We start from the raw sequence: 18,635 nt of genomic DNA on the forward strand, positions 1-18,635 counted from the left end.
TAAAGCATAAAGATATATCAGTATAAAGTTATGCAAGTATAAAGGCGCTATACTTCTTGATCGTACTAATGTACGGCAAGAGGTATAGCGCCTTTTGGGTATTATGAGTTACTTATACGTTTACTTTCAGTTGGTTTAACAGGTGTGAGTCGCTCTTGTTTACGTTGTAAACGGATCAAACGCCCTAATAGACCAATGGCCCCAATGCCAAGACCAGAAATAAGTCCAATCCAATAGCCGAACGCTTGTAATGATGTGTAATTAGCTAATATATAGCCTAGAGGTAGGCTAATAATCCAATAGGATATGAATGCCATGATCAAGGTAAAATTAACATCTTTATAGCCGCGTAGAGCCCCTTGGATCGGTGCAGCAATTGCATCAGACAGTTGGAAGAAGACTGCGAATACGAGGAACTGCTGAGCAAGAGCTAATACGGTATCATTGGTTGTATAGAAGCCTGCAACCTGTTCACTGAACATGAACAAACCAGCTGCACATAGAAGGGATAATGAAACCGCTAATCCTATTCCAAGATAACTATAGATTTTGGCATCCTTATATCGCTTAGCACCGACCTCATGGCCAATCATAATCGTAAGACCCATCGAAATGCTAAGTGGCACCATATACAAGAAAGATGCAAAGTTCATAGCAGCTTGGTGAGCAGCTATGGTAATCGTATTGAATTGACTCATCATCAGGGTTACTGCAGCGAAAATGCCAGTTTCAAAAAAGATAGCAAAGCCTACAGGTACGCCGAGTTTTAATAATTCTTTCCATGTCTGAAGTGAAAGGCGATGTAATTTGCTGAAAACACGTAATTCTATAAAGGGTTCTTTCTTCCAAATAAAGTAGACCGTGATCAGAAGAATAATCCAATATGTAATTGCTGAGGCGTAGCCTGAACCAACTCCTCCAAGCTTCGGAAACCCGAATTTACCGAAAATAAGCAAGTAATTTAGCAAAACATTGACAGGCAAAGTTACTAGCGTGATAAACATCGTAATACGAGTAAATCCATGTGCATCGATAAAACAGCGCAATACAGTGTATGAAAATAGGGGGACAATTCCAAGTGAGATGGCTATTAAGAAATGTTTCGCAACATCGTATACCCCTTGTTCTAGATTCATCGTATTTAATAGTGGAGATAGTGCAAAGGCTCCAATAATGATGATAATGACAGCGATTGTTATCGCTAAATAAAGGGCTTGCATGATCTTAAAAGGAATCTGTTCCTTACGCTTAGCGCCAATGAGCTGAGCGATGATCGGGGTAACTGCTAATAGAATACCCGTAAGGCCGGTGTTGACCGGCATCCAGATGCTTGTGCCAATGGCAACTCCGGCTAAATCAATTGGACTCGCATGACCAGACATCGTTGTGTCAAAGAAACTCATGGAGAAAAGGGCTAATTGAGTGACAAGAATGGGGAGTAAGATAACAAGCAATTGCTGTATCTTTTGCTTAATAGTAAAGGTCTGTTTCATGGCTCTCCTTTGTTAATTATATGATCTGAAGCTCTTGATGCTGCCTGTAAATTATAACACAGACAATGCATAAAACATCAGTTACCATATATCATTAGTTATTCTATGTTGTGTCGTTTTAGCGCTTTACTGCAAAAGTATTTTTCACTCCAATAAAAAACATTAATTGATTTTGTATTTTCTTTTAAAATATATTATGTTAGAATACTTAACAAAAGATAGAGAAGGATGATGAGACTATGACAACTGTAAACGCTACACAACAAGAATCACTTAACCCATATGAAATTGCTCAAATACAAGTGGAGCTAGCAGCTGCCAAACTTAGCTTACCTAAACATATTGTTGAGGTGCTAAAAAAACCAAAACGTGTACTCACAGTAAACTTTCCAGTAAAAATGGATGATGGTACTTGTCAAGTATTTGAAGGCTATCGCTCACAACATAGTGATGCGATTGGACCAACTAAAGGTGGTATTCGTTTTCACCCACAAGTATCTCTAGATGAAGTTAAAGCGTTATCCATGTGGATGAGCTTTAAATGTGGCGTAGTAGGATTACCGTACGGCGGTGGTAAAGGTGGGGTAATTTGTGACCCAACGAAAATGAGCAAAGGTGAGCTTGAGCGCGTCAGTCGTGCTTATATCGAAGCTATTGCTGATATTATTGGACCTGACCGCGATATTCCTGCACCAGACGTTTATACGAATGCACAAACGATGGCATGGATGATGGATACATACAGCCGTCTTAAAGGTTCTAACCAACCAGGCGTTATTACTGGTAAGCCACTAATCCTTGGTGGATCCAAGGGTCGTAACGAAGCAACAGCACGTGGTTGCGTGTTCACGATTCAAGAAGCGCTTAAAGAAATCGGTCTTGCTCCAAGCGAAGCAACAGTAGCTATTCAAGGATTTGGTAACGCTGGCCGCATTGCTGCTGAATTGTTATCCGAAATTGGTTGCAACATTGTAGCAGTATCTGATTCCAAAACCGCGCTTTATAATAAGAATGGTCTTGATGTTAAGAAATTAACAGCTTGCAAAGATAATGGTTCATTAATCGACTACGGTAAAGAATATGAAATTAGTGCAGAACAAATTCTTGAGCTTAAAGTGGATATCTTAGTTCCTGCGGCACTTGAGAACGTAATCACTTCTTCAAATGCAGATCGTATTCAAGCAAAAATCATCGCTGAAGCAGCTAATGGTCCAACAACTCCAGAGGCAGACAAAGTTCTGAATAACAAAGGAATTATCGTAATTCCTGATATTCTTGCTAACGCTGGTGGTGTAACGGTTTCTTACTTCGAATGGGTACAGAACCTAATGAACTACTACTGGAGTGAAGAAGAAGTTAACGAGAAGCTAGAAGTTTCTATGAAGAATGCTTATGCTGCAGTTCGTACCTTGTCCAAAGAGTACAATACAGATCTTCGTACAGCAGCATTCATGATCTCTCTTAAACGTATTTCTGAAGCATTAATCGCACGCGGCTGGGTTTAAGATAAAGTAATTATAAATATACTTATGAGAAATCCATATCCATTTGATACGGATTTCTTTTTTGTTTAATATGTAATTTATTTCACATTATTATTAATGATGTTAATTTATAATAGTGATGTTATATTGATTTTCGATTACGAACAGGGGGGTTGCTTGATGGCTTACCACAAACCTCAGCAAATTGCAGAAATAACAGTTGAGAATGGGACTAAAAAGGCAACGCAATCTACACAAAGCGTGCTAGTCTTGGGATTTGCAGCGGGTGCTTTTATCGCACTTGGTTATTTACTCTATATTCGGGTGATAGCTAATACACCTGCGGAATGGGGAAGCATGACGACCTTTATAGGTGCATCGTTATTCCCGGTAGGACTTATACTTGTGCTTATTGCGGGTGGAGAATTATTAACTGGTAATATGATGGCTGTGCCGTTAGCACGTATGCAGCGTAAAATATCAACCATGCAAATGACAAAAAACATTGTATTAGTCACAATTAGTAACTTTGCAGGAGCGCTGTTCGTTGCTTACTTCTTCGGACATATTGTGGGACTTACCGAAACAGGGCCTTTTTTGGAGAAAACGATTAGCATTGCCGAGCATAAAATTCATGATTCCTTCTTACAAGCATTTATTTCTGGCATTGGGTGTAACTGGCTTGTCGCTCTAGCAGTTTGGTTATCCTATGGAGCTAATGATTTAAGTGGTAAAATTCTTGGCATCTGGTTCCCGACTATGGCATTCGTTGCGATCGGTTTTCAGCACGTTGTTGCGAATATGTTCGTTATACCTGCAGCTATATTTGCCGGAGCAGATATGACATGGCTTGATTATTTACAGAACTTTGCACCGGTTTTCCTAGGTAATTTAACTGGTGGCGCTATATTTGTTGCTGGTATTTATAAGCTTGCTTACCTACCCAAAGCTGATAAAGCAATAGACATGAAATAAATGTAATTATGAGAATGCAGTTCGTATCCTTTGAATAGAAGTTAATTGAATAAGGTTTGATTCATAAAAGGGCTAGAGATGGATTCGTAATGAATGATCTCGAACCCTTTTTGTTATATATAAATAGGTGGATTGCTCCCTAGTGGTTCTTATAATAAACTACATTATAAAGGGGGAATGATGGATGCGGATCTTAATTTTGGGAGGAACGTTATTTCTTGGTTATCACCTAGTTGAAGCGGCACTACGTAACGGTCATGAGGTGACGATATTTACGCGTGGGAAGAGTGAGCCGAATGTATTTCCAGAGGTTGAACGATTAGTTGGTGATCGTGATGGGAACCTGCAAGCCTTAGAAGGAAGACGCTGGGATGCAATAATTGACACATCTGGTTATGTACCGCGGGTTGTACGTGACTCGGTAATTTTATTGCGCGATGCTACGGATCATTATACATTCATTTCGAGCATCTCGGTCTATCAGGATTTCACTTTGCCGCAAATGGATGAGACAGCTCCAGTTGCTCAGTTAGACGATGAATTATCGGAGAATGTGGCCGAATGGTATGGACCCTTGAAAGCACGATGTGAACAAATCGTTGAAGAAATAATGCCTAATAAAGCTTTGATTATTCGCCCTGGCTTGATTGTAGGACCAAGAGATCCGTCGGATCGATTCACCTATTGGCCTGTTCGTATTGACCAAGGGGGTAAAGTACTTGCTCCAGGGAATCCAGATACTCTTATACAATTTATTGATGTGCGTGACTTAGCGAATTGGATTATCACGATGGTAGAAGTGAAACAAACGGGTGTTTATCAGGCTACGGGACCAGATCAATTGCTGACAATGAAGGATTTACTGGAGACTTGTATACAAACATCACAAAGTAACGCTGAACTCATATGGATCGAAGATACATACTTAGTTGAACAGGGAGTTGGCGCTTGGATGGAAATGCCTTTATGGATACCAGCAACAGAAGATCATGCGGATATGGCTTATTTTCAACAGGTCAGTAATCGGAAAGCAGTTGAGGTAGGACTTGCATTTCGTCCTTTAAGTGAAACGATTCAAGATACAGTCGAATGGGATAAAGCGAGGGACATTAGTATGAAGCGAAAAGCAGGATTAGACGCGGGTAAAGAGCGAGAGCTGTTACATAAATATCTTGAAATTGATTAAATACTTGAGTAATATAAAATGGAATTTGAAGTTGATTTTTGAGTTTCATAAAGAAGGGGGGATATATCTTGGAAGAACTTCCTCCTAGTCATAAAACCAAAGTTTTACTAGGTTATGCGTTAAAAAAACACATGAATAATAAACCTTTAGAGAGAATTACGATTCAAGAGATTGTAAATGAGTGTCAATTAAATAGACGAACCTTTTATTATCATTTCCGAGATATTTATGAGCTATTAGAGTGGGTTTACAAAGAAGATGCCCTGAATCAGTTAGAAATTTATAATAGTTATCATAATTGGAGAGAAGGATTGTTGCACTTATTTAACTACTTAACTAATGAAGGTAAATTTTTATTAAGTGCTTTATGTTCTCTTGAACGAGAACATTTGGAAAAGTATATGTACGCAGTAACATATCGTGTTACTAGAGAAATTGTAAATGAAATATCTTGTGATTTGAACGTGCAATTGAAGGATAAGGATTTTGTGGCCCATTATTATACGATCTCACTTGTTGGGATTGTGAGTCATTGGTTACGAAATGGTATGAAAGAGGACCCTGACCATATAACTGAACAAGTATTAATCACAGTAGAAGGTTCAATGAGGCAAGCGCTTGAACGATTTGCAGCAAGAGAACAATAGAGCAGATTTTACACAAAAGTAATGTTCTGTGCATATACGATCGATTTTGGTAGTGTTAAAATGGTATTTATCTATCTCTAAACTACACTACGCTTTTTTTGCATAAAAGAGATCAGGAGGATTACTATACGTGCCAGAATACGTTATTGTTACAGATTCGACAGCAGACCTACCGTCAGAGCTACTTGATCATATAGGTGTTTCAGTCATACCTATGAGTTTTGATTTGGATGATCAGAGCTACATGCATTATCCAGATGAAAGAGAAATGAGCTTTCCTGAGTTCTATGATAATCTAAGACAAGGAAAGACATCCAAAACTACTCAAATTAATTATGGTATTTATAGAGAATTTTTTGAAAAGATCCTTAAAGCGGGTAAAGATATTCTATATATTGCTTTTTCTTCAGGATTAAGTGGTACTTATAATACTTCACAGATTATCATAAGAGATCTTCTAGAAGAATATCCGGAAAGAATGATTGTAAGTATCGATTCTATTGCTGCATCAATTGGCGAAGGACTTCTTGTATATCATGCTGCGCACAAAAAGCAAGAGGGCATGAATATGGATGAATTGCAGGAATGGATTGAACAAAATAAAGATCATGTGCGTCACTGGTTCACTGTGGAAGACTTGAATCATCTCAAACGTGGAGGAAGAATTACGTCTGTAGAAGCTTTAATAGGATCTACCTTGAAAATCAGACCTGTTTTGAGTGTAGACCATGAAGGACGTTTGATTACTGTCACTAAAGTGAGGGGTAAGAAGAAATCTCTCGAAGTGTTACTAGAGCATATGCTTGAAGAAGGCGTAGATTTACACAATCAAACTGTCATTATCGGACATGGTGATAATCTAGAGAATGCTGAGAAGCTGGCAGAGCTAATTCAAGAGAAAAATATCGTTAAAGAAATCATTATCAGCTCCATAGGACCGATCATTGGGACTCATACGGGTGCGGGTATTATTGGATTAGTTTTCATGGGAAACAAAAAGAATTAATAAGAGAGCATCTAATCTGATGAGGGTTAGATGCTTTTATAATATGTATCTATAGGATAGATTGAGGTATATTTGTATTAACTAAACAAAGAGAGGTCACAGATATGGATATGAATCAGCTAAAGGAACTCGTTAAGGCAAGTCAAAATATCGTATTTTTCGGTGGAGCGGGTACATCGACGGAAAGTGATATCCCTGATTTTAGATCCGCTGCAGGTTTATATAAAGATACGAAGGGATCTGCATATCCTCCAGAGGTTATGTTAAGTTATTCGTTCTTTAAGAGTCATACGGAGGATTTCTATTCCTTTTATAAAAGCAAGATGGTTTACCCGCATGCGAAGCCGAATAAAACTCATCATGCACTAGTGGAGTTTGAGCGTAGAGACCAGTTAAAATCCGTCATTACGCAAAATATCGACGGACTTCATCAGATCGCTGGTAGTCATCGTGTTATGGAACTTCATGGTTCCGTACATCGGAATCATTGTATGGATTGTGGAGAATTCTATGATTTGACCTATGTAATTGCTAGTGAGTCTATTGTACCCCATTGCAAGGTATGTGATGGAATCATTAAACCAGACGTTGTTTTATATGAAGAAGCTTTGGATTCAGATGTACTTGAGCAATCCTTACAATTCATATCAGATGCTGAGGTATTGATTATTGGAGGAACTTCACTCACTGTTAACCCAGCTGCAGGGCTGATTCGTTATTATCGAGGCAATAAACTAATACTCATTAATAAAGAAGCAACACCTTATGATGGTCGCGCTAATTATATTATTCATGATAGTGTTGGCAAAGTGTTAGATGCACTTGTGAAGTAGTAGTTTGGCCAACCAGGTAGGTGCCATTGTTTGTACCAAAGTAGGGGCTGTTGCGGTACTTCCAACCTACGAAGAGGTCATTGGAAGAAGTATCTAAAGTTTATTTCAAAAACATCAAGTGTAGATCACTTGATGTTTTTTTGTAGTATTTTCCTTTATTGACAGAATCATAGTTTACGCTTACATTGTTAATATACTGACTAGTCAGAATAATTATTTCGAAGAGGAAGTGTACGTAATGTCCGAATTTAATTATGACTTAAGTGTAAATGTAGAACCAACAGATCAAGGACGTAGAGGAGATAATCTGGTGATTGTAGCTAATTTAAGCGGAGCAACTGAGCCAGTGAAGAATGTGGTATTTACAGTAATAGAATATGGTATATTTCAAATTTTTCAAGATTTAGGGGACGGACGCTATCGTCTTCAATTCAAAATTCCGCACGAAGCTCCAGCAGGAAATTATACAACTCGGTTTCATGCAACGAGTACAAGCGGACAGAAGGGTCCCATCGTAACAGTACCGTATAAAGTGTCATAATCTTAATTATTGAATACATAAAGGATACTATGTAAGCAATCTCGTATTTGCTTATGTAGTATCTTTTTTTGCTTGCTAAAGAACTAATTGAACTCTATTCTTGAATTTCGAAATTCGATAAGTAATTAGATCAATGAACAATGAACAGGCCATACCATATCCGTATATAATTAGCACCAAATTTGTGTTCCTGAATTGATCCACAAACTTGAACATATCAAAAGACATTAACAAAAAGAGAAGTGCAAGTAAAAAATACGAAAAGCCTGCACCAGCTAATTTTTCTACAATATAACGAATAACTCTGATCCATAGCCCTCTACAATTTGTAATACGAATCAACCTCCCTTTCTTATGGTTTTCCGCAAATTCCGTAAAAGAACATATGGACCATACCCTCCAGAAATTTATCTATGTTCCCACTTTGCTCAGCCATTGCCAGTATCGATTCATACTGATTCATATACAGTTGAATAAAGGCCAGGACATGATCAATGGAAACGTCGTCCGAAATCTCACCGCTATCTTTTCCTTCCTGAATGATCCGAACAGTCAAAGGGATCGTTCTTTCTTTGTATTGCTCTTCGATATAACGGGTTAGCTCGTGATCTTCGATTAATAGTTCTTTAATCAGGCTAGGTGGGAATTCATTAAAGGATTCTTTCTTCAGAAGGATGATATGCTCGATCTTTTCCTTTAACGAATGTCCCTCGTTCATATATTCCTCAAAATCGCGAATGGACTTGTTAACGTAGTTCTTGAATACTTCACGGAGCAGTGCTTCCTTGCTTCCGAAATAATTATAGATCGTGACCTGCGAAACTTTAGCCAACTTAGAAATATCAGTGATCCGAACCCTCTTAAGATCTGTTGTCCGGAGTATGTTCAAGGTGGTTTTCATAATTTTCTCTTTAATTAGGTTGGCCCTTTTCTCGAAACCATTCATCTTCGTTCACCCTAACTTTATAGAATATAATTAATTTAATGAAATAATTATATAAATATATTTCATAAAATGATTGACTAAACAGCTACCTGAGCATAGTATAGCATATATATGAAATATTATATTACGGATATTTCATTTTTTTTTTAATTATTGGAGGTGTCAGTGTGATAATCGTTGAACATTTAACGAAGACATTCTCGAACGGGAAAGGAATATTCGACGTATCTTTTTCGGTGAAGAAAGGTGAAGTTTTCGGCTTTTTGGGACCGAACGGAGCGGGGAAGTCTACAACGATTCGGCATATCATGGGCTTCATGAAGGCGGACAATGGGAATGTGAAGGTGCATGGACTAGATACATGGAAAGAGCAGGGGAAAGTCCAATCCTATGTCGGGTACTTACCGGGAGAAATATCTTTTATTGAAGGGATGACGGGGAAGACGTTCTTGGATTTCATGGCTAACATGCAGGGAATCAAAGATCTGTCCAAGCGCACTCGCTTAATCGACCGCCTGCAGTTCGACGTTCATACACCCATCCGCAAAATGTCCAAAGGTATGAAACAAAAGGTGGGGATCGTAGCCGCATTCATGCATGACCCAGAAGTGATTGTTCTGGATGAACCAACATCCGGTCTTGATCCGCTTATGCAGAAGGTATTTATTGAAATTGTGCTGGAGGAGAAGGCCAGAGGGAAAACATTCCTGATGTCATCACACAGTTTTCCGGAAATTGAGAGGACCTGCGACCGTGCTGCCATAATCAAGGACGGCATTATCATTGCCATCAAGGATATCCATGAACTGCAATCCATGCAGCGAAAGCTGTTCGAAGTCACCTTTGATAACCAAGCAGATGCGAAATCATTCCTGAATTCCGGTTTACTAATTGAATCGCACGAAGGGAATCGGGTGAGAGTTGCCGTTCTAGGCAATTATGATAAATTTGTGGAAGAAACGTCAAAGTACAAGGTGCGCAATATCGATATCTTTACTCAGAACTTAGAAGATATATTTATGGATTACTACGATCGGAAGGGGATGATGAAATGAATGCTACCTTATATAAGCAGATGATGAAAGTCAACATGAAAGGCTTCATGAACTACGCATTTGGGTCTGCATTTTATATCCTACTTATGTTCTGGTTATATCCCGGTATCGCCAAAAGCTCCAAAGCCATAGACGAGCTGGTTCAGTCTATGCCGGCAGGAGTTGGGAAAGCCTTTGGTCTTAACGGCTTTGGCACTGCAGAGGCATTCATCTCGGGGGAATACTACGGATTAATTCTCGTTCTCATCCTCGCGATCCTATGTGTCCAGTTATCGACTCAGCTCATGGCTAAACTAGTGGATCAAGGCTCCATGGCTTATATTTTGTCGACCCCGACGACTAGAGGGAAAGTTGCTTTCACGCAAGCAACTGTTTTGACAACCGGACTATTCCTGATCATAGCCGTCACGACCATCGCCGGGTTTGCAGGAAACGTTTGGTTTCTAGGAGCTGACTACGAGTTTGATACATCCAAATTCATGCAGATGAATATCTCTGCGTTCTTGCTATTCTTTGCTGTCGGCGGCATCGCCTTCCTCGTGTCCTCTCTTTGCAATGACGAGAGGAAGGCGCTTGGCATTTCCGGATTGATTACTTTTGGGTTCTTCAGTTTGGATCTCCTTGGTAAATTCAGCGATAAGCTCGATTGGACAAAATACTTCTCAATCTTCTCCTTATATAAGCCGGGTGAAATTATAAACGGCAGTGGAGATATACTTGTAACCTCCATCATACTTTCCGCTATCGGATTGGTTTCATTCGGTCTAGCTATTGTTCTATTTCGTAAACGCGACCTGCCTTTATAACATCTGCGCATGATGTGTATTCATGATTAACGTGCAAAAACACAATCACCAAGTCCATAAATGGCTTGGTGTTTTTTTGCGATTCATTTTATTTGAAGACGTGATTTTTAGAATGATGTTCCCGTTCCATTTGTTCTAGATAATCCTGTAATCCTACCCATTGTTCTTGCTGATAAGATCCAATAACATATGGTTGTTCTTATCCAATAATTTAAACCATCAATGACATTTTGCATCTCTATGCTCCTCAACAGATAAAAAATAAGTCTATCCATGTGTATTTTCATTTGGTAAAGTTAAATTGATATGCCAAGTAGATGGCGATTTTGAAGGAGATTAAAAAATTGAATAATCTAAAATATAGTAACTCCAAGCATTTTGATCTAGAACAAATAAGTGATGGCGTTTATGCAGCAATTGCGATTAAAGGGACTGGGTCAGTAGGTAATGCGGGGATAGTAGATCTAGGTAATGCAACTTTAATATTTGATACGTTTAATACACAGCAAGCGGCACTTGACCTTCGTAAAGCAGCTGGTGAGTTAACAGATAGGGCTCCTCAATATGTTGTTAATAGTCATTGGCACGGGGATCATATTCGTGGGAACCAAGTTTTTGAGGATTCAACTATCATTGCAACGAATACCACCTACGAACTTATGAAGAGTATTCATCCAGAACGCATCCAAAAGCAAATAGACGGGTTGCTGGAAATAGAGTCCTACATTACTTCCTTAAGGGAGAAGCTTGAAGCTGCTCCAGATGAGCAAAGTAAGCTTGTTATTGCAGATGAAATCTCAGGGATACAAGAGATCGTTCTTTCACTGCCAACCCTTAAGTTGACGCTACCAAGCTTACTGTTTGATACGAAGCTTACATTGCATGGTACTAAACGCTATGTTGAACTACGATCTGTTGGGGCTGCTCATACTATAGATGACACTATTCTTTACATACCAAACGATCAAATTCTCTTTGCTGCTGATACAGTTCTTGTTGATAATCACCCGATGATGTTGAATGGAGATCCTGAACACTGGATAGTAGTGTTAGATGAAATTAGTGAGCTACCAATTAAGAAACTCGTTCCAGGCCATGGACAAGTAGGTACTTTCGAAGCAGCAAATAAGCTCAAAGATTATTTACAGCAATTATTCCATATTGTAGATTCTCATATTGTGAGTGGACAAGCCGTAGAAGCATTAAATAGTACTCCGATACCACTTGAATTTGTCGAATGGAAGGTGGATCAATTTTTCTATAATAATCTACGTTTTATGTATGAACGGAAGATGACAGTATGACAACCATCCTAACAGGCGATAGAATGACGCTTCGCAGTATACAACAGGCAGATTATCCGATCATGTGGCAACTAATTTATGGAGATCCAAATCCTGAATGGAAATTGTCGTCTAAGTGGTTAGAAGTTGGAATTGTCATCTATAAATCAGCTTATTGGAGTTCGGGTTATGGCACAGAGGCTTTACGTTTATGGATAAGTCATTTATTTCAAACAATGCCTCTTGTAAGAGTTGGACTTACCACATGGTCAGGCAATGAAAGAATGGTTCGTACTGCTGAGAAATTAGGCATGTTAATGGAAGGCCGTATGCGCAAATGTCGGTTTTATAATGGGCACTACTACGATTCGATTCGGATGGGTGTATTACGAGAGGAGTGGGTATTTTAATGACGCAGGGTGAGATTACTGGAGAGGTGTTGTGAGGCCGGATAATTTATTATGGATTGCTGTTAGTAAAAAATGGGGAGATGCAATCAACGGTTCTTTATTACAAGCTGATATAGCGTTAGCTCGTTTTTTGGCAAGGGATACCGAACAAGAAGACAGCCTTTTGGCTGTCTTCTTGTTGATTACAAACTATTATCCAATTGGCTCCATTTGCTTAAATTATTCGGATGCTCACTATCCCATAAGATTGCCCAGCAATCTAATGAATTATGGTATTCCATATTTTCCTCAGGACCACAATATCTTTGAAGTTCATTAATGGATATTTGTATGGGACCAAGCCAATACCTCTTTTGAAGTTTTAAACCATCATAGGATTAATTCTAGTATTTACAGTCCGAAGTACAAGTATATTTTTCCATAAAATATATTATGTAGAGTGAGGGTGCCGGAGCTCTTTCTTTCGAACGTAAAGTCATACAGAAGTTATAAAATGTTCGAAGTATTGTTAGATAATGGTGTTAATTTGAAGATTGTTCACATATAATATTACCATATGAAACTAAGTTTCATTTATTGAAACCAACAGGAGCGGTGATCATATGTTGAATACACATAACGTTAAACAACAGATCATGGAGCAGTTTGCTAAAAATGCAGATAAATATGTAATTAGTGAAACGCATGCTAAGAGTAATGATCTTGCCCTATTGACGGAATGGCTAGAGCCTAAGAACAATTGGGTAGTCTTAGACATTGCTACGGGCGGGGGTCATGTAGCGAAACAGCTTGCCCCACATGTTGCACAGTTATTCGCTACAGATATGACGAAAGAAATGTTAGCCGCTGCACAAGAGCATGTGAACCAGCATGTAGCTAATGTTTGGTATGTCGTGGCTGATGCAGAGAATCTGCCATTCTTGGATCATTCGTTTGAAGCTGTTACTTGTAGAATCGCAGCTCACCATTTTCCTAATCCTCAGCAGTTTATCCTCGAAGCAGCGAGAGTGTTAAAGCCAGGGGGAAAGCTGCTTCTCATTGACAATATTGCGTCAGATAAGGATTCTCTTGATATTTTTGTAAACCAACTTGAAAAATTAAGAGATTACAGCCATGTACGTTGTTATAGCAAAGCAGAGTGGCTATTTTGGATGAATGAAGCGGGGTTTCAGGAGAGAAACAGTCGGGTCCGTAAAAAGACTTTCGAATTTTTGACCTGGGTAGAACGCACCACTGAATCCGAAGACCAGGTTAATCATGTTAAACAGCATGTTTTACAGGCAGACCCTGAGATAAAGGAATATATCGAACTCGTTATGGAAGATGGGGAAATTGTATCTATATCTATAGATGAGTGGATGGTGTTGTTAACTAAAACGGCAACTTAAAGCTGAATAATTTAGTTAAATAGACAACGAGTGATTTTGTAAATGCTAAACAAGCGAAAGTGTTGAAAGATAGAATTAAAATTAAATTAGAATTTTGTAAGCATTTCAAAGAAGTCGAATACATTACCTAACATCATGTTCCCGCTGCATAGCTTACGCTCCTTGGTCTGTTGTATTAATATGGTATTGGTTGATCGTATCATTGCCATGTTTCAAATAGATCAGCAACCGGTTTGTAAACGGTAATCATCCAATCCAATGGGGTGGGGATGTTCATATGTAGGGCTTGAGCAATACTAAATACGGTTCCAAACAACAGAAGAAAGGAAAATATCCATAACTCTTTTTTTAATTTTGTTTTCAAGAGTCGGGGAACATCAATTGCGATGATTACAACAACAACTGCAAGTATCCCTATTATAGACACTATGACATTACACCTCTTCCTATAAGTTTTACTCCAAGCCCTTGAATCTTTTTCGTATATAATAGACCCCTAACAATAACAAAGGTAGAAAGACAGCATAGGTTAAGTCGAAAAATGGCCAGTATTTTGCAATTACCTTATAGAAATAGGTGGTATTTGGAGCAATGGACAATGCAAGTGCGATCATGGTCAGGGCTGTAGGTAAGACTAATACCCGATATTCTTTGAGCTTTAACAATTGTGCTAACCCTAGATTGAAAACATAAAAATAAAAAGCAATTTTAAAAAAGATTGTTAGATTCCACATAAGCGTTAACATGACTTCAACTCGTTCTAAATAGAGACCGATACGCACCTTCCGAGCTAAAGAATAAGCGGGATATATGCTTCTCGCAGTCTGATCTGCGCCAAGCACAAGCAGGGACATAACCATAAGGATAACTAATACAATTCCTCCGAGCAATGCACCTTGTAAAAAGCCTTTATGTATCTTATTAGCTTGTTTAACATTAGGAAATATCATCAAAAAAACGACAAGTTCCATAAAGGGAAAGGCAGTAAAGGTAAGAGACCCACGCAATACAGGCTTCAGCCCATTCTCAAGAACCGGCTTTATTTTATCAATCTCGATTTGAGGAAGTAGAAAAATAGTCAATATGAGAAAAAAAACGATGACCCAGGGAAAGAAAATCTCCCCCGCACGTCCAATAACCTCAAGGCCCAGACGTACCGCCATGACAATAATACATGTCGCTAAGATTAGAATCGCTTGTATTGGAGTCTCTGGCATGATTTCGGTTGTCATAAAGTCCCCCATCTCCCTTAAATGCGTGGCAGCAGAGAGAAAGGGGTAGGCTAGGAACATTAGAGATACTAATGACCCGACCCAATTGCCTAGAATTTTTTGAATAGATTCAACCAAGGTCAAATGAGGATAGAGTTTGCCTGCCATACTGCAAATAGTCACGACCAACAAACCTGCCATAAGTCCAATCAGTCCGGATATCCATGCATCTCGATTTGCTTCGTAAGCGGGAATCGAAGGTAATACCAAAATCGAATCACCAATGGTAATGAGCGCCACTAGCAGGATAAATTGGCGAATACTAATTATACCCTTCTCTAGAATCGTCTTCACCTCATTTCATTTTTTCTATCTCTTCCAGATTCGAATTGAATATTGTACCCAAATGCCGAATCTGATGAGTAACCTTTACGGTTACCGGCATATTTATAAAGGTTTGGTCCCAGTTATGTTTCAATCTTTTCCATGCCTTCGGCTCCGACCGATGAATAACCTCGCCAAATCCAAAAATATCAACTTTAAAATCTTTTTGCACCTTTTTTATATTTGTTATAACATAATTTTCCAACTTCTGATTTACCAATTTCTCCAATTTGTCAATCGTTTCAGTCTTTGTCAGATCCAGCGCACATTGTACCTCCGCTAAATTTACTTCCGGTCGTATTTCGATATCGATTTTAGGTTGTTCATCGCTTACGCTGCCGTAGACTTTCGTTTTAGAGCGAATGACTTCGAACGTAACTCTTCCTTCCCCGTGGGGACAAGATATAGAACCAACCGTACTTTTAACCTTGTTATTAACAAAAGTGTACGTGGCGCCTTCATCTTCGTTCAACCAACCAATTTGCTTATCTCCATTAAATACTGCCATTCCCGAATACCTCAATTTCATGGGAGAATCGATGGATAGTACATTTTTCATGTCTCCACTTGTTTCTTGTTCTCCATCGATACGAAGACCTGTTAACACAGGTTGTGATCCTTCGCTTACGATCTCGGATATTAATTTATCTAATGTAACCGTCGTCGTAGGTGCCCATGTATCCTGCGATGTCCTCAACGTAGAAAACAATTTGAAAGCAGGGATTTTTTCGAGGTGAGTCAATACTTTTAGCGTATTTTCGGCAGTCGTTTGTCTTGCTACAACAATAAAAAAGTCTTGTCGCATTTCATGGTCTCTCGATATAAAATCCAGCACTTTACCAATTCCTTCTCGGGCCAATGATTCGCCAAAGACCAGTATTCGAAGATGGGACATATAAACTTTTCGTGGGCTTTCCGTTGTTATTTTACGAAGTGCTTCAAGTATATTGGTTGATGTCGCTTGAAACAGGATTACCGGCGTCTTGCCGCCTCCTTTTTTTCCTGCGACTTCACCCGGCTCCACGACTTGCACGGAAACTTTGTATTGATCCCCATTTTTATCAATCCCCATACCTACAGCAATAGCCAGTGTATTCAATTCCTTGCTATTCCAGCAACCGGCAACGAATATCAGTGAGGTGACTAATAAGAAAAGTAAGGCTCTTTTTAGCATAGCAGGTCAACCACCCGTTTTATCCCGCGGAGGTTCCGGGGGATTATTTTGTTCGCGTATTCTATTTTTCCGATTGGCGAGCCGAGGGCGGGAAAACATTGCCCAAATGGGGAACCGAAGAACCGAATCCTTTTGCCCCTCAAGATCAAAAGGAGCAAAGGGACTCAAATAGGGAATCCCAAAAGTACGCAGGCTGCACAAGTGAAGAATAATCGCAATGATCGCGATGATAATCCCAAACAAACCGAAGGAAGCGGCAAGTGCCATTACTGGGAACCGGAGCATTCTAAAGGACATGGACATGTCGTAGGCAGGAAGCACAAAGGTGCAAATCGCTGTGATTGCGACGACGACTACCATGGCAGCGGATATGATTCCAGCCTCAACCGCCGCAGTACCAATTACCAACGTTCCCACAATGGAGACTGCTTGCGCTATGGGCTTGGGCATTCTTAAGCCAGCCTCACGCAATATTTCAAATGTCACTTCCATCCCAAGTGCTTCGATGAACGCAGGGATCGGAACGCCTTCCCGTTGAGCAGCTAAGCTGATTAGCATATCTGTGGGTAACATTTCCTGATGAAATGTGGTGATGGCGATATATAGGGATTGTCCCAGCAAAGCAATAACAACCGAGAAAAAACGAAGTATACGAATGAGTGTGCTAATGTCCGCACGCTGATAATAATCCTCTGCAGCCTGTATAAAAGTGATAAGCAATGCCGGGACAACCAAAACAATCGGTGTCCCATCCACTAATATGGCAACTTTCCCTTCCAAAAGTTCAGCGGCAATCACATCCGGGCGTTCTGAATGATATATCGTTGGAAAAGGTGTGTACGTTTCATCTTGGATCAACTCCTCAATATAACCGCTTTCCAATATTCCATCGATATCGATTCGATCCAAGCGTTGATGCACTTCTTCCACAATTTTGTCATTTACAATACCATTAATATACATAATCGCCACATCGGTTTTCGTCACTCTGCCGATTTTTTTCGTTTCCAGCCAAAGATTGGGGTCTTTTATTTTTCGGCGGACTAACGCGGTATTGGTCCGCAAGTTTTCGGTGAAACTTTCCTTTGGTCCCCGGATGACGGTTTCCGTGGTAGATTCTGTTACACCACGATCCTTCCATCCACGCATACTGATGGTGAAACCTTGTGTATACCCATCCAATAAAAGGATAACATCTCCTGATAACATGGATGTAAACAAAGAACTAAACTCCGTTACATCCTCGATCCCCCCGACAGTAAGTATCTGGTTTTTCAAGACCTTTAAGGCGTTCTGTTCAGACGATATCATTTGATCCAGTTGGGTTGTAGGGGTAGGGGCCATGAGTGATTCCATAATAAAGTCCTGAACGGACTTGGAATCCGTCAATCCGTCCGTATAGAAAAGGCATATTTTAATTCGATGTTCTGTTCCAATCTGAATTTCCCTGATCACAATATCGTTGCTATTTCCAAGCCTATTTTTTATGTATTGGATATTTTCCTGGAGGTTTGCTTTTAATAATTCTTCATGGGATACCTTACATTGATTGGTTTGTTCGATCGAAGGGCGATGAGATATTTTCTTTAATAGTTTCTTGAAATATGCCATCTATTTTTATCCCTCTCTTGTTATGGAATATGGTCTTGGTTGATCATGGTATTTCTGAGTTCGATATATTATCTCCCCTTTAAGTATCACATATACTTTATTAACCAATTGATCATATTTCGATTCTCGACTTCAAATGGAAATAGAACTTTTTGACTGTGTTAAATCCTATTGTTGATTTTTGGCCAAAAGAAAACCGCCC

19 protein-coding genes are annotated in these 18,635 nt (G+C 39.3%); 13 read left to right on the forward strand and 6 right to left on the reverse strand.

The annotated features are described in order from the left end of the window. Nucleotides 1-101: 101 nt before the first annotated feature. Nucleotides 102-1,493, reverse strand: a complete 1,392-nt coding sequence (locus tag AC1DOK_RS06305; protein ID WP_477553390.1) for an MATE family efflux transporter — start codon at nucleotides 1,491-1,493, stop codon at nucleotides 102-104. Nucleotides 1,494-1,732: 239 nt separating this feature from the next. Here AC1DOK_RS06305 and AC1DOK_RS06310 point away from each other — a divergent pair, with 239 nt between their 5' ends. The 7 genes from AC1DOK_RS06310 (at nucleotide 1,733) to AC1DOK_RS06340 (ending at nucleotide 8,165) form a co-directional block, all read left to right on the forward strand. After that, nucleotides 1,733-2,998 (forward strand): Glu/Leu/Phe/Val family dehydrogenase, encoded by a 1,266-nt coding sequence (locus tag AC1DOK_RS06310; protein WP_477553391.1) that lies wholly within the window; start codon nucleotides 1,733-1,735, stop codon nucleotides 2,996-2,998. 159 nt (nucleotides 2,999-3,157) lie between these two features. Beyond that, complete coding sequence (locus AC1DOK_RS06315; RefSeq protein ID WP_477553392.1) at nucleotides 3,158-3,952, forward strand: formate/nitrite transporter family protein; 795 nt, start codon at nucleotides 3,158-3,160, stop codon at nucleotides 3,950-3,952. Nucleotides 3,953-4,136: 184 nt separating this feature from the next. Next, nucleotides 4,137-5,138, forward strand: coding sequence for an NAD-dependent epimerase/dehydratase family protein (locus AC1DOK_RS06320; protein ID WP_477553393.1), 1,002 nt, complete (start codon nucleotides 4,137-4,139; stop codon nucleotides 5,136-5,138). Between the two features lie 68 nt (nucleotides 5,139-5,206). Continuing rightward, complete coding sequence (locus AC1DOK_RS06325; RefSeq protein ID WP_477553394.1) at nucleotides 5,207-5,785, forward strand: TetR/AcrR family transcriptional regulator; 579 nt, start codon at nucleotides 5,207-5,209, stop codon at nucleotides 5,783-5,785. A gap of 130 nt (nucleotides 5,786-5,915) precedes the next feature. Beyond that, nucleotides 5,916-6,791 (forward strand): DegV family protein, encoded by an 876-nt coding sequence (locus tag AC1DOK_RS06330; RefSeq protein WP_477553395.1) that lies wholly within the window; start codon nucleotides 5,916-5,918, stop codon nucleotides 6,789-6,791. Nucleotides 6,792-6,895: 104 nt separating this feature from the next. Then, nucleotides 6,896-7,624 carry an NAD-dependent protein deacylase gene (locus tag AC1DOK_RS06335; protein ID WP_477553396.1) on the forward strand — a complete coding sequence of 243 codons (729 nt, stop codon included), beginning with the start codon at nucleotides 6,896-6,898 and terminating at the stop codon, nucleotides 7,622-7,624. Between the two features lie 238 nt (nucleotides 7,625-7,862). After that, nucleotides 7,863-8,165 (forward strand): hypothetical protein, encoded by a 303-nt coding sequence (locus AC1DOK_RS06340; protein WP_477553397.1) that lies wholly within the window; start codon nucleotides 7,863-7,865, stop codon nucleotides 8,163-8,165. A 352-nt stretch (nucleotides 8,166-8,517) separates the two neighbouring features. On the opposite strand, the gene AC1DOK_RS06345 is transcribed toward AC1DOK_RS06340, so the two are convergent. Next, the gene (locus tag AC1DOK_RS06345) at nucleotides 8,518-9,111 is read right to left on the reverse strand and encodes a TetR/AcrR family transcriptional regulator (RefSeq protein WP_477553398.1); all 594 of its coding nucleotides are present in this window, start codon (nucleotides 9,109-9,111) and stop codon (nucleotides 8,518-8,520) included. A 167-nt stretch (nucleotides 9,112-9,278) separates the two neighbouring features. On the opposite strand from AC1DOK_RS06345, the gene AC1DOK_RS06350 reads away from it, so the two are divergent. From AC1DOK_RS06350 to AC1DOK_RS06375, 6 genes are all read left to right on the forward strand, one after another. Further along, entirely contained in the window at nucleotides 9,279-10,166 is an 888-nt protein-coding gene (locus AC1DOK_RS06350; protein WP_477553399.1) for an ABC transporter ATP-binding protein, read from the forward strand. Further along, nucleotides 10,163-10,972, forward strand: a complete 810-nt coding sequence (locus AC1DOK_RS06355; RefSeq protein WP_477553400.1) for an ABC transporter permease subunit — start codon at nucleotides 10,163-10,165, stop codon at nucleotides 10,970-10,972. The genes AC1DOK_RS06350 and AC1DOK_RS06355 overlap by 4 nt, the downstream gene beginning before the upstream one ends. A 344-nt stretch (nucleotides 10,973-11,316) precedes the next feature. Beyond that, complete coding sequence (locus AC1DOK_RS06360) at nucleotides 11,317-12,276, forward strand: MBL fold metallo-hydrolase (RefSeq protein ID WP_477553401.1); 960 nt, start codon at nucleotides 11,317-11,319, stop codon at nucleotides 12,274-12,276. Further along, nucleotides 12,273-12,665, forward strand: coding sequence for a GNAT family N-acetyltransferase (locus AC1DOK_RS06365; protein WP_477553402.1), 393 nt, complete (start codon nucleotides 12,273-12,275; stop codon nucleotides 12,663-12,665). Before AC1DOK_RS06360 ends, AC1DOK_RS06365 begins: the two co-directional genes overlap by 4 nt. Before the next feature lie 31 nt (nucleotides 12,666-12,696). Then, nucleotides 12,697-12,984 (forward strand): hypothetical protein, encoded by a 288-nt coding sequence (locus AC1DOK_RS06370; protein WP_477553403.1) that lies wholly within the window; start codon nucleotides 12,697-12,699, stop codon nucleotides 12,982-12,984. 283 nt (nucleotides 12,985-13,267) lie between these two features. Then, entirely contained in the window at nucleotides 13,268-14,053 is a 786-nt protein-coding gene (locus AC1DOK_RS06375; protein WP_477553404.1) for a class I SAM-dependent methyltransferase, read from the forward strand. A gap of 199 nt (nucleotides 14,054-14,252) precedes the next feature. Here AC1DOK_RS06375 and AC1DOK_RS06380 read toward each other — a convergent pair whose 3' ends face one another. Genes AC1DOK_RS06380 through AC1DOK_RS06395 form a run of 4 tightly spaced genes read right to left on the reverse strand, consistent with a single transcriptional unit; the run spans nucleotide 14,253 to nucleotide 18,433 of the window. Next, nucleotides 14,253-14,480 (reverse strand): hypothetical protein, encoded by a 228-nt coding sequence (locus AC1DOK_RS06380; RefSeq protein WP_477553405.1) that lies wholly within the window; start codon nucleotides 14,478-14,480, stop codon nucleotides 14,253-14,255. 28 nt (nucleotides 14,481-14,508) lie between these two features. Continuing rightward, a complete protein-coding gene (locus AC1DOK_RS06385; RefSeq protein ID WP_477553406.1) occupies nucleotides 14,509-15,618 on the reverse strand; it encodes a GerAB/ArcD/ProY family transporter in 1,110 nt (369 codons plus the stop codon). 1 nt (nucleotide 15,619) lies between these two features. Further along, entirely contained in the window at nucleotides 15,620-16,822 is a 1,203-nt protein-coding gene (locus AC1DOK_RS06390) for a Ger(x)C family spore germination protein (protein WP_477553407.1), read from the reverse strand. Nucleotides 16,823-16,828: 6 nt separating this feature from the next. Further along, on the reverse strand, nucleotides 16,829-18,433 hold the full coding sequence (locus tag AC1DOK_RS06395; protein WP_477553408.1) for a spore germination protein: 1,605 nt from the start codon (nucleotides 18,431-18,433) through the stop codon (nucleotides 16,829-16,831). Nucleotides 18,434-18,635 lie beyond the last annotated feature (202 nt).

This window comes from Paenibacillus sp. P5_B5, from assembly GCF_056400365.1.

Excerpts from the sequence above, each read along its gene's own strand:
- AC1DOK_RS06305 (WP_477553390.1), bottom strand. The coding sequence starts at position 1,493 with ATGAAACAGACCTTTACTATTAAGCAAAAGATACAGCAATTGCTTGTT.
- AC1DOK_RS06310 (WP_477553391.1), top strand. The coding sequence starts at position 1,733 with ATGACAACTGTAAACGCTACACAACAAGAATCACTTAACCCATATGAA.
- AC1DOK_RS06345 (WP_477553398.1), bottom strand. The coding sequence starts at position 9,111 with ATGAATGGTTTCGAGAAAAGGGCCAACCTAATTAAAGAGAAAATTATG.
- AC1DOK_RS06365 (WP_477553402.1), top strand. The coding sequence starts at position 12,273 with ATGACAACCATCCTAACAGGCGATAGAATGACGCTTCGCAGTATACAA.
- AC1DOK_RS06355 (WP_477553400.1), top strand. The coding sequence starts at position 10,163 with ATGAATGCTACCTTATATAAGCAGATGATGAAAGTCAACATGAAAGGC.
- AC1DOK_RS06335 (WP_477553396.1), top strand. The coding sequence starts at position 6,896 with ATGGATATGAATCAGCTAAAGGAACTCGTTAAGGCAAGTCAAAATATC.
- AC1DOK_RS06395 (WP_477553408.1), bottom strand. The coding sequence starts at position 18,433 with ATGGCATATTTCAAGAAACTATTAAAGAAAATATCTCATCGCCCTTCG.
- AC1DOK_RS06315 (WP_477553392.1), top strand. The coding sequence starts at position 3,158 with ATGGCTTACCACAAACCTCAGCAAATTGCAGAAATAACAGTTGAGAAT.
- AC1DOK_RS06375 (WP_477553404.1), top strand. The coding sequence starts at position 13,268 with ATGTTGAATACACATAACGTTAAACAACAGATCATGGAGCAGTTTGCT.
- AC1DOK_RS06390 (WP_477553407.1), bottom strand. The coding sequence starts at position 16,822 with ATGCTAAAAAGAGCCTTACTTTTCTTATTAGTCACCTCACTGATATTC.
- AC1DOK_RS06340 (WP_477553397.1), top strand. The coding sequence starts at position 7,863 with ATGTCCGAATTTAATTATGACTTAAGTGTAAATGTAGAACCAACAGAT.
- AC1DOK_RS06320 (WP_477553393.1), top strand. The coding sequence starts at position 4,137 with ATGCGGATCTTAATTTTGGGAGGAACGTTATTTCTTGGTTATCACCTA.